The sequence below is a fragment of the Streptomyces endocoffeicus genome (assembly GCF_016741935.1).
Lineage (GTDB): Bacteria > Actinomycetota > Actinomycetes > Streptomycetales > Streptomycetaceae > Streptomyces > Streptomyces endocoffeicus.
Window position 1 is genome coordinate 266,048 of the sequence record NZ_JAERRG010000011.1, and the last position, 12,754, is coordinate 278,801.

Consider the following 12,754-nt stretch of genomic DNA (forward strand, 5'->3'; position numbering starts at 1 on the left):
TATGAGTCCTACGAGCCCGACCGGAGCAATGACTGTAATGATCTCCGCAGCACCGCTTGGCCGTTCTAGGCTCTTCGGTACCGCAGTATCGCGGCACGGGGGATCGGGGCCCGCGGATGGACCGGGAGCGCAGCGGTACTTGAGCGCCGACCCCAGCCGGGGGCGGCGCCGGGCAAGGAGGGCCGCATGACCGTACGGCGCGTAATGGGAATCGAGACGGAGTACGGGATCTCCGTCCCGGGGCACCCGAACGCCAATGCCATGCTCACCTCATCCCAGGTCGTCAACGCCTACGCGGCGGCGATGCACCGGGCGCGCCGCGCCCGCTGGGACTTCGAGGAGGAGAACCCGCTGCGGGACGCCCGCGGATTCGACCTCGCGCGTGAGTCCGCCGACGCCAGCCAGCTCACGGACGAGGACATCGGCCTGGCCAATGTGATCCTCACCAATGGCGCGCGGCTCTATGTGGACCACGCCCACCCCGAGTACTCCGCCCCCGAGGTCACCAACCCCCGGGACGCGGTGCTCTGGGACAAGGCCGGCGAGCGCATCATGGCCGAGGCCGCGCTGCGCGCCGCCGAGCTGCCCGGCGGCCAGCCCATCCACCTCTACAAGAACAACACCGACAACAAGGGCGCCTCCTACGGCACGCATGAGAACTACCTGATGAAGCGGGAGACCGCCTTCTCGGACATCGTGCGCCACCTGACGCCCTTCTTCGTCTCCCGCCAGGTCGTCACCGGCGCGGGCCGCGTCGGCGTCGGCCAGGACGGCCATGAGCACGGCTTCCAGATCAGCCAGCGGGCGGACTACTTCGAGGTCGAGGTCGGCCTGGAGACCACGCTCAAGCGCCCGATCATCAACACCCGCGACGAGCCGCACGCCGACGCCGAGAAGTACCGCCGGCTCCATGTGATCATCGGCGACGCCAACCTCTCCGAGCTGTCGACGTACCTCAAGCTGGGCACCACCGCCCTGGTGCTGTCGATGATCGAGGACGGCTTTATCGCCGTGGACCTCGCGGTGGACCAGCCGGTGCGCACCCTGCACCAGGTCTCGCACGATCCGACGCTGCGCCGTCTCGTCACGCTGCGCAGCGGCCGTACGCTTACCGCGGTGCAGCTCCAGATGGAGTACTTCGAGCTCGCCCGCAAATACGTCGAGGACCGCTACGGCGCGGACGCCGACGAGCAGACCCGGGACGTCCTGGCCCGCTGGGAGGACGTGCTGAACCGGCTGGAGCGCGACCCCATGAGCCTGTCCGGCGAGCTGGACTGGATCGCCAAGCGGGAGCTGCTCGAGGGCTACCGCCGCCGCGACGCCCTGGAATGGGACGCGGCCCGGCTCCATCTGGTGGACCTGCAGTACGCCGACGTGCGCCCGGACAAGGGCCTGTACAACCGGCTGGTGGCCCGCGGCAAGATGAAGCGGCTGCTGGAGGACCAGGACATCGCACGTGCCCAGAACAAGCCCCCGGAGGACACCCGCGCCTACTTCCGCGGCCGCTGCCTGGAGCAGTACGCGGACGACGTGGCCGCGGCCTCCTGGGACTCGGTGATCTTCGACCTGCCGGGTCGTGACTCTCTGCAACGGGTTCCCACCCTGGAGCCGCTGCGCGGCACCCGCAACCACGTCAAGGAGTTGCTGGACCGCTGCCGCACGGCCGAGGACCTGGTCCGGGTGCTGTCCGGAGGCTGAAATGCCCTTGGGCCGGGAATCATCGAGGTGGCCTCCGTGCGTTGTAGCGAGTGGGAGGCCGATGTCGGACCCTGCTTGTAGGGTCTGATCTTGAGACCGATCGAATCAGCGGGCGAACCGAGCGGGGTGAGGGAAATGGCGACCAAGGACACCGGCGGCGGTCAGCAGAAGGCGTCGCGCTCGACCGAAGAGGTCGAGGAGCAGACGCAGGACGCACAGGCCGCGGACGACCTCAAGGAGCGGCAGGAGAAGCTCTCGGACGACGTCGACTCCGTGCTGGACGAGATCGACGACGTACTCGAGGAGAACGCGGAGGACTTCGTGAGGTCTTTCGTCCAGAAGGGCGGGCAGTAAGGCGCGTCTTCTCCGTCCTGCGTCCCCGCGGAGGGGACGCAGGACGGATGACTTCCATGGCCAGGGGTATGGTCCGTGCATCATTTCAAGATCTGGTGGAAGGAAACGTGTGGAAGCCAACACTCGTAGCACAGGGCGTCTGCCGGCTGCCTTCCTGACGCCCGGCTCCTCGTCGTTCATGGACTTCCTGGGCGACCACTCGCCCGAGCTGCTTCCGGGGAACCGTCCGCTGCCCCCGGTGCAGGGCGCCATCGAGGCCCCCCACGGCACCACCATCGTGGCGGTGACCTTCTCCGGCGGTGTGGTGCTCGCCGGTGACCGCCGCGCCACCATGGGCAATGTCATCGCGCAGCGTGATATCGAGAAGGTCTTCCCCGCCGATGAGTTCTCGGCGGTCGGGATCGCGGGGACCGCCGGTATCGCGGTGGAGATGGTCAAGCTCTTCCAGCTGGAGCTGGAGCACTTCGAGAAGGTCGAGGGCACCGTGCTCTCGCTCGAGGGCAAGGCGAACCGGCTGTCGACCATGATCCGCGGCAACCTCGGCATGGCGATGCAGGGTCTTGCCGTGGTCCCGCTCTTCGCGGGGTGGGACGTCGACCGGGAGAAGGGCCGCATCTTCTCCTACGACGTGACCGGGGGGCGTTCGGAGGAGCGCGGCTTCGCCGCCACCGGCTCGGGCTCGATGTTCGCCCGGGGCGCGCTCAAGAAGCTCTATCGCGAGGATTCGACCGAGGAGCAGGCCGCCACGGCCGTGCTCCAGGCGCTCTATGACGCCGCCGACGACGATTCGGCCACCGGAGGGCCGGATCTCGCCCGCCGCATTTATCCGATCATCACCTCCCTCACCGAGGACGGTTTCAAGAGGTTCAGCGAGGACGAGGTGTCCGAACTCGCCCGCGCCATCCATGAACGGCGCCTCGAAGAGCCGGACGGCCCCCGCGCCGCCCTGCTCTGATCGGGACGGTCCTACCGGAATGCATTCGCCAATGACAGAAGGGACGGACAGCCGGTGACGACGCCGTTCTATGTTTCTCCTCAGCAGGCCATGGCCGACCGAGCGGAATACGCCCGTAAGGGCATCGCGCGCGGCCGCAGCGTGGTCGTGCTGCAGTACGCCGACGGCATCGTCTTCGTTGCGGAGAACCCGTCCCGCGCGCTGCACAAGGTCAGTGAGATCTATGACCGGATCGCCTTCGCGGCGGTCGGTAAGTACAACGAATTCGAGAATCTGCGCATCGGCGGTGTCCGTTACGCCGATCTGCGTGGCTATACCTATGACCGCGAGGATGTCACGGCCCGCGGGCTGGCGAACGTCTACGCCCAGACCCTGGGCACGATCTTCTCCAGCGCCGCCGAGAAGCCGTACGAGGTCGAGCTGATCGTCGCCGAGGTCGGGGAGGGCCCCGAGGACGACCAGATCTACCGGCTTCCGCACGACGGCTCCATCGTGGACGAGCACGGCTCGGTCGCCGTCGGTGGCAACGCCGACCAGATCAGCAGCTACCTCGACCAGCGCCACCGGGACGGCATGACCCTTGCCGAGGCCCTCAAGCTGGCCGTCGACTCGCTCTCCCGTGACAACAACGGCGGGGAGCGCAGCCTCACCGCCGAGCAGCTCGAGGTCGCGGTCCTGGACCGCAACCGCCCGCAGAAGCGCAAGTTCAAGCGCGTCCTGGGCGGCCAGCTCTCCCGGCTCCTGGAGCCCGGGGAGGGCGAGACCGACGCGGAGGCGCCGGCCGAGTCCTCGGAGGAGTCCTCCTCGGAATCCGAGGACTGACCCACCCGCCGTTTTTCTCTCACCGCCACCGCCGCCCCGGCCCACCGGGGCGGCGGTGGGCGTTATGGGGTCCGGGCCCGGGTCAGGACCGTGGGGGAGGGGCCGTGGAGCCTCGGGGGAGCAGGTCGACGGGGAGCACGGTGTCCTGGGGCGTCTCGCCGTCCAGGAGCGTCATCAGGGCCCGCATACCGGCCGCGCCCACCGCCTCCGCCGACAGCCGGACCGTGGTCAGCTCCGGCTCCACCGCCGTGGCCAGGGCCAGATCGTCGAAGCCGGTCACCGAGATGTCGTCCGGGATCCGCAAGCCCAGCCGCCGGGCCGCCTTGCAGGCACCCGCGGCCAGGATGTCGTCGTCGCAGACCAGCGCGGTCGGCCGGGGCCCGGGGCGGGCCAGGACGCGCTCGGCGGCCCGGCGGCCCTCCTCGACGCTCAGCCCCGCGCGTTCGGCGCTCAGCGCGGCGCCCGGGACCCCGTCCACCGCCTCCGCCAGGGCCCCGGCGCGGACCCGGAAGGTCCAGGAGTCCACCGCCGCCGCGAGATGGGCCACCCGGCGGTGCCCGAGCCCCAGCAGATGCTCCGCCACCTGCCGCGCCCCGTCCGCGATGTCGAGGTTGACCGTGGCCGCCGCGGCCGGGTCGTCCGGGTCGCTGTCGAGCATCACCAGCGGCAGCCCGCCGCCGCGCACCGCGACCAGCGCGTCGGCCGCCATGGAGGAGGCGATCACCCCGTCCAGCGAGGCGCGCGCCGAGTCGAACGGGTCCCGGGCCGGGCCCACGCCCTCGGGGGAGGGATAGAGCACCACGCCGAAGCCGTGGTCGGCGGCGACCCGCTCGGCGCCGGTGTAGACGCGGGCGAAGAACTCGGTCGTCAGCGCGGGCACCACCAGCAGCACGGTCCGGGTGCGGCCCAGGCGGAGGCTGCGGGCCGCGAGGTTGGGGCGGTAGCCGAGATCCCGCGCGGCGGCCCGCACGGTCTCCACGGTGCGCTCGGAGACCCGTCCGGGCCATTTCTCCCCGAGCACCAGGGACACGGTCGCCTGGGACACGCCCGCCGCGCGCGCCACATCCCGGCTCGTCGCCCGTCCCGCCGCCGGCCGCCCCGCGGCCGCCCCGCCGCTGCCCGGAGCCGTCCTGTCGCTGCCCGGGGCCGTCCTGTCGCTGCCCGGGGCCGTCCTGTCGCTGCCCGGGGCCGCCCCGCCGCCGCCCGCGGCCGCCCCGCCGCCGCCCGCGGCCGCCCCGCCGCCGCCCGTCGCGGCCCCACCGCCCGGAGCCGTCCCGCCGCCCGGGTCACCGCGCCGCGCGGACTCACCCGTCCGGCCGGTTCCCCGGGAACCTTTCCCGGCGGCCCCGCCCGCCGCGTGGGCGCGGTCCGCGCTCGCCACCATCGCCTCCGCTCCCCTCGGTCGCCGTACGGCTGACCGCAGGCTGCTCATTCCGGCCCGCGAGTGGACCCGCGGTGGCGGCCATGGTACGTATGACGCTGGACGTTATACGTACAACGTCACTCACGACCCGCGACACGCTCGCGACAACCCGGCGGAACCACCGGAACCCACCGGAACCCGCAGGAAGGGGCAGGCAATGGCGGCTGGCTACGGGGAACTGCTGCGCACCCCGCACGCGGCACGGCTGCTCACCGGCACGCTGCTCGGACGGCTTCCGAACGCCACCGCCGCCCTCGCCGTGCTGCTCTTCGCCCGCGCCGAGGGCGGCAGCTACGCCCTCGCCGGGGGGCTCACGGCCGTCTACGGCGCGGCCAACGCGGTGGGCCAGCCGCTGCTGGGCCGGGCCGTGGACCGCGTCGGCCAGCCCCGGGTGATGCTCCCCGCCGCCGTGGCCTCCGCCCTCGGGATGGTCCTGTTCGCCGTCGTCGGGCTCGAACCGCTGCCCGTGGCGTACGCGGCGATGCTGATCGCCGGGCTGTTCACCCCGCCGCTGGAGGGCGGGCTGCGGGCGCTGTGGCCCGCGGTGCTGCGGCGCGAGGACCAGGTGCACGCGGCGTACGCGCTGGACGCCGTGGCCCAGGAGGTGATGTTCGCGGTCGGCCCGCTGCTGGTCACCCTGTCCGTGGCCGTGTGGTCCGAGGCTGCCGCGCTGCTGGTCATCAACGCCGTGGGGGTCGCGGGCGCGCTCTCCGTCGTGGTCTCGCGGCCCTCGCGGCAGTGGCGCTCCGCGCCGCGCGAGGCCCACTGGCTGGGCGCGCTGCGCTCGCCCGGGCTGCTGGTGCTGCTCGGCTCGTTCTTCTTCATCGGGCTCGCCCTCGGCGCCATCGCGGTGGCCGCCGTGGCCTACAGCGACGAGCGCGGCGGCGGCATGGTCTCCAGCGCGCTGCTCTCCGCCCTCGGCGTGGGCGCGCTGGTCGGCGGCATCGTCTACGGCGGCCGCGCCTGGCCCGGCGCGCCCGAACGGCGGCTGCGGCTGCTCGTGGCCGCGCTGGCGCTGGGCTATCTGCCGCTGATACTGGTGCCGGGCGTCGTCACGATGACCGTCCTCGCCGGGGTGGCGGGCGTGTTCCTGGCTCCGGCGCTGGCCTGCGCCTTCGTCGTCGTGGACCGCCACGCGCCGTCCGGCACGGTCACCGAGGCGTTCTCCTGGCTGGTGACCACCTTCGTGGTGGGCAACGCGGTCGGCACCGCCGTGGCCGGGCCCGCCGTCCAGTTCGGCGGGGTGGTCCCCGGATTCGCGGTGCCGGCGGCCGGTGGCGCGGCCGCGCTGGCGGTGCTGCTGGCGGCCCAGCGGTTCCTCCTGGACGGGCCGCGCCCCGTCATCCGGCCGGCCGCGTACCGAACACCGGATGAACCTCCCGCGGAAAATGATCGCAACCATGCCGCCGAACCCGGTTTCAGAGCACGCCATCAGGCGTAATGTTCAGGCATGGACCGCCGCATTTTCGGGCTGGAGAACGAGTACGGCGTCACGTGCACATTCAGGGGACAGCGCCGGTTGTCTCCTGACGAAGTGGCGCGGTACCTCTTCCGCCGTGTCGTCTCCTGGGGCCGCAGCAGCAATGTCTTCCTGCGCAACGGCGCCCGCCTCTATCTCGACGTGGGCTCACACCCGGAATACGCGACACCCGAGTGTGACAATGTGACCGAACTGGTCACCCACGACAAAGCGGGCGAGCGCATTCTCGAAGGTCTGCTCGTGGACGCGGAGCGCCGCCTGCACGAGGAGGGAATCGCGGGCGACGTCTATCTCTTCAAGAACAACACCGACTCCGCGGGCAACTCCTACGGCTGCCACGAGAACTATCTGGTGGCACGGCACGGGGAGTTCTCCCGGCTCGCCGACATTCTCATCCCGTTCCTGGTGACGCGACAGCTCCTGTGCGGCGCGGGCAAGGTCCTCCAGACCCCCCGCGGCGCGGTCTACTGCGTCAGCCAGCGCGCCGAGCACATCTGGGAGGGCGTCAGCTCCGCCACGACCCGCTCCCGGCCGATCATCAACACCCGCGACGAACCCCACGCCGACGCCGAGCGCTACCGCCGGCTGCATGTCATCGTGGGCGACTCCAACATGTCCGAGACCACCATGCTGCTCAAGGTCGGCGCCACCGACCTGGTGCTCCGCATGATCGAGGCGGGCACGGTGATGCGCGACCTGACCCTGGAGAACCCCATCCGGGCGATCCGCGAGGTCAGCCACGACATCACCGGGCAGCGCAAGGTGCGGCTCGCCAGCGGGCGCGAGGCGTCCGCCCTGGAGGTGCAGCAGGAGTACTACGAGAAGGCCGTCGACTTCTGCGAGCGCCGGGGCATCCGCACCGGCATGGTCGAGCGCGTCCTCGAGCTGTGGGGCCGCACCCTCGACGCGATCCGCACCGAGGAGCTCGACCGGATCGGCACCGAAATCGACTGGGTGATGAAGTACCAGCTCATCGAGCGGTACCGGGCGAAGAACAACATCACCATGTCGCATCCCCGCATCGCCCAGATAGACCTCGCCTACCACGACATCCACCGCCGCCGCGGGCTCTACTACCTGCTGGAGAAGCGCGGCCAGGCGGCCCGGGTCTGCAACGACTTGAAGATCTTCGAGGGCAAGTCGGTCCCACCGCAGACCACCCGCGCCCGGCTGCGCGGCGACTTCATCCGCCGGGCCCAGGAGCAGCGCCGCGATTTCACCGTCGACTGGGTGCATCTGAAGCTCAATGACCAGGCGCAGCGCACCGTGCTGTGCAAGGACCCGTTCCGCTCGGTCGACGACCGGGTGGAGAAGCTGATCGCCGGTATGTGACCGGCGTACGGCTTACCTTCCCCTCGGGCCCCGTGCGTTCTCCGGACGGGGCCCGAGTCACGTCGTAGAGTGGCGCGCACTGGCCATCGAAGATCTACCTAACGAGGACTCCGTGCGTCGACGCTCCGTACTCCTTGCCGTGCCCGCGGGCCTGCTGACACTCGCGGGCTGCGGTGACGATAAGTCAGGGTCAGACAAGACCAAGCCGTCCCAGGAGCCGACGAGCCAGAGTCCCTCACCGGCCCCCAGCGGCAAGATCGTCTCCGGTCCGGTGCCGGCCATCACCGCGGGCAAGAAGTTCGGTGAGAAACCGAAGGTCGCCAAGGGCACGGGGAAGCCCTCGCAGGATCTCGCGGTCAAGACGATCAGTGAGGGCGACGGCAAGAAGACGGTCAAGGGCGACTGGCTCCAGATCAACTACCTGGCGCAGATCTGGGACACCGGGAAGGTGATCGACAACACCTTCGACAAGAAGAAGACCGCCGCCTTCCCGATCGGCAAGGGCCAGGTCCTCCCGGGCTGGGACCAGGGACTGCTGGGCCGGAACCTCGGCAGCCGGCTGGAGCTGGCCGTCCCGCCCGCGTACGCCTACGGTAAGCAGGGCCAGCCGCAGGCCGGTATCAAGGGCACCGACACGCTGGTCTTCGTCATCGACCTCGTCGGCGCCTACAACGCCAAGAGCTCGGCCAAGGGCAGCAAGGTGGAGCAGACCGACGCCGCTCTGCCCAAGGTGTCCGTCAACACCGACGGCAAGGCGCCCAGTATCACCGTCCCCAAGAAGTCCGCGCCGAAGAAGCTGGTCTCCGGTTACGTCATCGAGGGTGACGGCAAGGAGGTCAAGAAGACCGACGCGCTGCTCGTCCAGTACAAGGGCGTGCTGTGGGACGGCGGCAAGGAGTTCGACTCCACCTACAAGCGCGGCGAGCTCGCCCAGTTCTCGCTCCAGCAGGTCGTCAAGGGCTGGTCGCAGGGGCTGACGGGGAAGAAGGTGGGCAGCCGGGTGCTGATCGTCGTGCCCCCGGACCTGGGCTACGGCAAGGCGGCCCAGAAGGGCATCCCCGCCAACTCCACGCTGGTGTTCTCCGTGGATATCCTGGCGATTCTGTAGCCTGTGCGGGTTGCCCACCACGTCACAAGGAGCAATTTCGTGAGCATCGAGAAGCCCGAGGTCGACTTCCCGGGCGGCGAGCCGCCGGCCGAGCTGGAGATCAAGGACATCTGGGAGGGCGACGGGCCCGTGGCCAAGGCCGGCGACAACGTCGCCGTGCACTATGTGGGGGTCTCCTTCAGCACGGGTGAGGAGTTCGACGCGAGCTACAACCGCGGCGCCCCGCTGCGGATCCAGCTCGGTGTTGGCCAGGTCATCTCCGGCTGGGACCAGGGCCTGCAGGGGATGAAGGTCGGCGGCCGCCGTCAGCTCATCGTCCCGGCGCACCTCGGCTACGGCGACCGGGGCGCCGGTGGTGGCCGGATCAAGCCGGGCGAGACGCTGATCTTCGTCTGCGACCTGGTCTCCGTCTGAGACGGCCGTCCGTCGCGCCGAGGGCTCCTGCCGGTGAGCAGGGGCCCTCGGCTTTTGCCGCGCGTCCCGGTAGCGGTACGGTCACGTGCGTAAGGTCACGAAGAAAGGGCGTCGATGGCGATTGCCAAGGCCGAGCGGTTGATGAACCTGGCCCTGTGCCTGCTGGGAACGCGGCGTCCGCTGACCAAACGGGAGTTGCGGGGCTCCATAGAGGCGTACCTCCAGACCGACACGGCCAACGACGAAGCGTTCAACCGTATGTTCGAACGCGACAAGGATGATCTGCGTGAACTCGGCCTGATCATCGAGACGGTGGAGGGCCTCGACGGCGAGATCGGCTATCTCGCCCGACGGGACAGCAACCGCCTCCCGCCGATCACCCTCGACGCCGAGGAGGCCGCCGCCCTCGGCCTCGCCGCCAAGGTCTGGCAGCAGGCCCGGCTCGCGGGCGCCGCCAGCGGCGCCCTGCAGAAGCTGCGCGCCGCCGGGATGCCGGTCGCCGAGGACCCGTACGACACGCCCGGGCACAGCGCGCTGGAGCCGCGCATCCCGGTCCATGAGAGCGCCTTCGAGCCGCTGATGCTCGCCTGCCGCGACCGCCGCCCCGTCGTCTTCGACTACCGCAAGGCGAACGCCGCGCGCCCCGAGCAGCGGCAGGTCGAGCCCTGGACCCTGGAGTGCTGGCGCGGCCACTGGTATCTCGCCGGATGGGACCGTGAGCGCGCCGCCGAGCGGGTCTTCCGGCTCTCCCGGATCACCGGCCGGGTCCGGCTGCGGTCCGGCGAGTTCACCGCCGAGGTGCCCGACCACGTCACCGTCCGGGAGACCGTGGAGAGCTGGGCGGGCGAGACCGCCAACGGCACCGCCCGGATCCGGCTGCGCTCGGGCCACGGCTATCCGCTGCGGGCGAAGGCGCTGTCCACCGGGGAGGCCGGCGACGGCTGGGACGAGCTGGAGATTCCGTACGGGCACGGCCTGGACGCCTGGCTCGTGGAGTTCGGCCCGGACGTGGTCGTACTGGCGCCCGAGGAACTGCGGGCGGATGTCGTGGACCGGCTGCGCGCGGTCGCCAAGGGCTGAGGGGACGGACTTACTTCACCATGGCCGGAAACGCCATTGACCAGACCCGGCGGATGCTCTCCCTGGTGACGTATCTGCGCGAGCGCCCCGGCGCCCGCGTCGCCGACGTCGCCCGGGCCTTCGGCATCAGCGAGGACGAGCTGATCGCCGACCTGGATGTGCTGCCGCTGTGCGGCACCAGCTTCCGCGGCGGCGACCTGATGGACATCGACACCGACGGAGAGCGGATCTGGTGGCACAACCCCGATGACGTGGCCGAGCCGCTGCGGCTGGCCGCCGACGAGGCCACCGCGCTGCTGGTCGCCGCCCGCGCCGTCGCCACCCTCCCCGGGCTGCGCGAGGGCGACCGGGACGCGCTGCTGCGGTCCACCGCCAAGCTGGAGGCCGCGGCGGGCGAGGCGGCGGGCGCCAGCTCCCGGCTGTCGGTGATCTTCGAGTCGGAGGGCGGGGTCTTCGCCGATGTCGACCGCGCCATCTCCGAGCGCCGCAGGCTGTGGCTGCGCTACTACTCACCCGCGCGTGACGAGATCACCGAGCGCGAGGTCGACCCGATCCGGCTCTTCGCCGTCGGCCGCACCTACATGGAGGCGTGGTGCCGCCTCTCCGAGGCGCGGCGGACCTTCCGGCTGGACCGGGTCGTCGAGATCAAGCTGCTGGACGACGCGTCCGATCCGCCGCCGATCGAGCTGCGCGACCTGTCGGAGCTGTCCTCCGCCCTGGTGCAGACGGGCGCCGAGGACCCCGAGGTGGTCGTCGAGGTCGGCCCCGGCGGGCGCTGGGTCGCCGAGTACTACCCGCACGACAGCGCCGATGAGCTGCCCGACGGCGGCCTCCGGATCACGCTGCGCGCGCCCGACCCCGGCTCGCTGCGGCGCCTGGCGCTGCGGCTGGGCGGGGACGGCAGGATCGTCTCGCCGCGGGAGCTGGCGGACAGCGCTCGGGACGCGGCGCGGCAGGCGCTCGCGGCGTACGGTGAGTGAAGGGACGCACACAGTGACCGCACGGGGGAGTGCCACGTCGGTGATCTTCAAGGCAGCCTGTCCGCAGTGCCGCGGCCGGTTCGAGCTGGCCGCGGGCGCCCTGCGGCTGGCCATCGGGGCCAGCCACCGCACCACCTTCTACTCCTTCACCTGCCCCGACTGCGGAACCGCGGTGCGCAAACCGGCGGGGGAGCGGATCGTGGAGCTGCTCACCGGCGGCGGGGTGCGTACACTGCGCCTGCACTCCACCGTCTAGGCTCTCCCGCATGCTCTGGCCGATGCTCGCCCTCGCCCTCGCCTTCTGCGGAATCGCCGTTCTCGCCGTGCTCTCGGCGCGGGTCTACGCCGAGGTCCGCAGGCTGGCCCGGCAGGTGTCGGACAGCTCGGAGCGGATCACCCGGGCCGCGGAGGACCTGGAGCGGGCCTCGACTCCGCTGGGGTCAACCGTCGACGCGCTGCGTCGGCAGTAAGGGCCGCGCCGCGTCGGCAGTGACTGTCGCGCCGTGTCGGCGGTAAGGGGCGCGCCGCGTCGGCGGTGACTGCGGCGCCGCGTCGGCGGTGAGGGCCGCCGCCGGATTCCTCGCCGTTCGCCGCTGATGGGCACTCTGCTGCCCCACAGCCAAGCGGGGTACGCTGAGATTCCGTGGCCCCGGAAACGAGGCGGAGGGCCGCAACCCGGAGTCCGCACGGGGATTGCTTCCGGTTTACCCCCGCGCGCTACGATCGCTGACAGCACGGCTGCCGGACACCTGTCCGACCGGTCGGGCAGCCCCACCCCCAGCCGCCTCGGTGAGAAGGTAGACGCTTATGCTGTTCGGAAAGATCGGCGTTCCCGAGATTCTCCTCATCCTTGTCGTCGTGCTGCTGCTGTTCGGTGCCAAGAAGCTTCCGGACATGGCGCGCTCGCTGGGCAAGTCGGCCCGGATCCTCAAGAGCGAGGCGAAGGCGATGAAGTCGGACGGCCAGCAGCAGAGCGCGGCGCCGGCCGACCCGCCCCACCCCGGTCAGGACGACGCCACTCACCGCACCATCCAGGCCGCGCCCGGAGACGTGACCAGCTCGCGCCCGGTGTCGGAGCCGAGCGACACCACCAAGCGCTGACCCAGGG

At 71.0% G+C, this 12,754-nt stretch carries 14 protein-coding genes; 13 read left to right on the forward strand and 1 reads right to left on the reverse strand.

The window, feature by feature from the left end; translation table 11 throughout:
• The first annotated feature begins 186 nt into the window (after nt 1-186).
• The 4 genes from dop to prcA all read left to right on the forward strand — a co-directional run bounded on the left by dop (nt 187) and on the right by prcA (nt 3,829).
• Nucleotides 187-1,698 (forward strand): depupylase/deamidase Dop, encoded by a 1,512-nt coding sequence (gene dop / locus JK364_RS27120; protein WP_201853925.1) that lies wholly within the window; start codon nt 187-189, stop codon nt 1,696-1,698.
• A 135-nt stretch (nt 1,699-1,833) separates the two neighbouring features.
• Nucleotides 1,834-2,052 (forward strand): ubiquitin-like protein Pup, encoded by a 219-nt coding sequence (locus tag JK364_RS27125; RefSeq protein WP_020872584.1) that lies wholly within the window; start codon nt 1,834-1,836, stop codon nt 2,050-2,052.
• Between the two features lie 109 nt (nt 2,053-2,161).
• Nucleotides 2,162-3,007: a proteasome subunit beta gene (gene prcB, locus JK364_RS27130; protein ID WP_044577867.1), complete on the forward strand. Its 846-nt coding sequence runs from the start codon at nt 2,162-2,164 to the stop codon at nt 3,005-3,007.
• Between the two features lie 54 nt (nt 3,008-3,061).
• Nucleotides 3,062-3,829, forward strand: coding sequence for a proteasome subunit alpha (prcA, locus tag JK364_RS27135; RefSeq protein WP_201853926.1), 768 nt, complete (start codon nt 3,062-3,064; stop codon nt 3,827-3,829).
• Nucleotides 3,830-3,911: 82 nt separating this feature from the next.
• On the opposite strand, the gene JK364_RS27140 is transcribed toward prcA, so the two are convergent.
• Nucleotides 3,912-4,892, reverse strand: a complete 981-nt coding sequence (locus JK364_RS27140) for a LacI family DNA-binding transcriptional regulator (RefSeq protein WP_201853990.1) — start codon at nt 4,890-4,892, stop codon at nt 3,912-3,914.
• Between the two features lie 517 nt (nt 4,893-5,409).
• Between JK364_RS27140 and JK364_RS27145 the strand changes: the two genes are divergently transcribed.
• The 9 genes from JK364_RS27145 to tatA all read left to right on the forward strand — a co-directional run bounded on the left by JK364_RS27145 (nt 5,410) and on the right by tatA (nt 12,747).
• The gene (locus JK364_RS27145; RefSeq protein ID WP_201853927.1) at nt 5,410-6,693 is read left to right on the forward strand and encodes an MFS transporter; all 1,284 of its coding nucleotides are present in this window, start codon (nt 5,410-5,412) and stop codon (nt 6,691-6,693) included.
• A gap of 9 nt (nt 6,694-6,702) precedes the next feature.
• Entirely contained in the window at nt 6,703-8,064 is a 1,362-nt protein-coding gene (gene pafA, locus JK364_RS27150) for a Pup--protein ligase (RefSeq protein WP_121823997.1), read from the forward strand.
• Between the two features lie 112 nt (nt 8,065-8,176).
• A complete protein-coding gene (locus tag JK364_RS27155) occupies nt 8,177-9,172 on the forward strand; it encodes an FKBP-type peptidyl-prolyl cis-trans isomerase (RefSeq protein ID WP_201853928.1) in 996 nt (331 codons plus the stop codon).
• A 39-nt stretch (nt 9,173-9,211) separates the two neighbouring features.
• On the forward strand, nt 9,212-9,586 hold the full coding sequence (locus JK364_RS27160; RefSeq protein WP_201853929.1) for an FKBP-type peptidyl-prolyl cis-trans isomerase: 375 nt from the start codon (nt 9,212-9,214) through the stop codon (nt 9,584-9,586).
• A gap of 114 nt (nt 9,587-9,700) precedes the next feature.
• The gene (locus JK364_RS27165; protein ID WP_201853930.1) at nt 9,701-10,666 is read left to right on the forward strand and encodes a helix-turn-helix transcriptional regulator; all 966 of its coding nucleotides are present in this window, start codon (nt 9,701-9,703) and stop codon (nt 10,664-10,666) included.
• A gap of 20 nt (nt 10,667-10,686) precedes the next feature.
• Complete coding sequence (locus JK364_RS27170) at nt 10,687-11,646, forward strand: helix-turn-helix transcriptional regulator (RefSeq protein ID WP_201853931.1); 960 nt, start codon at nt 10,687-10,689, stop codon at nt 11,644-11,646.
• Nucleotides 11,639-11,902 carry a hypothetical protein gene (locus JK364_RS27175; protein ID WP_044577890.1) on the forward strand — a complete coding sequence of 88 codons (264 nt, stop codon included), beginning with the start codon at nt 11,639-11,641 and terminating at the stop codon, nt 11,900-11,902. Before JK364_RS27170 ends, JK364_RS27175 begins: the two co-directional genes overlap by 8 nt.
• Nucleotides 11,903-11,912: 10 nt before the next feature.
• Nucleotides 11,913-12,116 carry a hypothetical protein gene (locus JK364_RS27180; RefSeq protein WP_201853932.1) on the forward strand — a complete coding sequence of 68 codons (204 nt, stop codon included), beginning with the start codon at nt 11,913-11,915 and terminating at the stop codon, nt 12,114-12,116.
• Between the two features lie 340 nt (nt 12,117-12,456).
• Nucleotides 12,457-12,747 (forward strand): Sec-independent protein translocase subunit TatA, encoded by a 291-nt coding sequence (tatA, locus tag JK364_RS27185; protein ID WP_201853991.1) that lies wholly within the window; start codon nt 12,457-12,459, stop codon nt 12,745-12,747.
• The last annotated feature ends 7 nt before the right edge of the window (nt 12,748-12,754 follow it).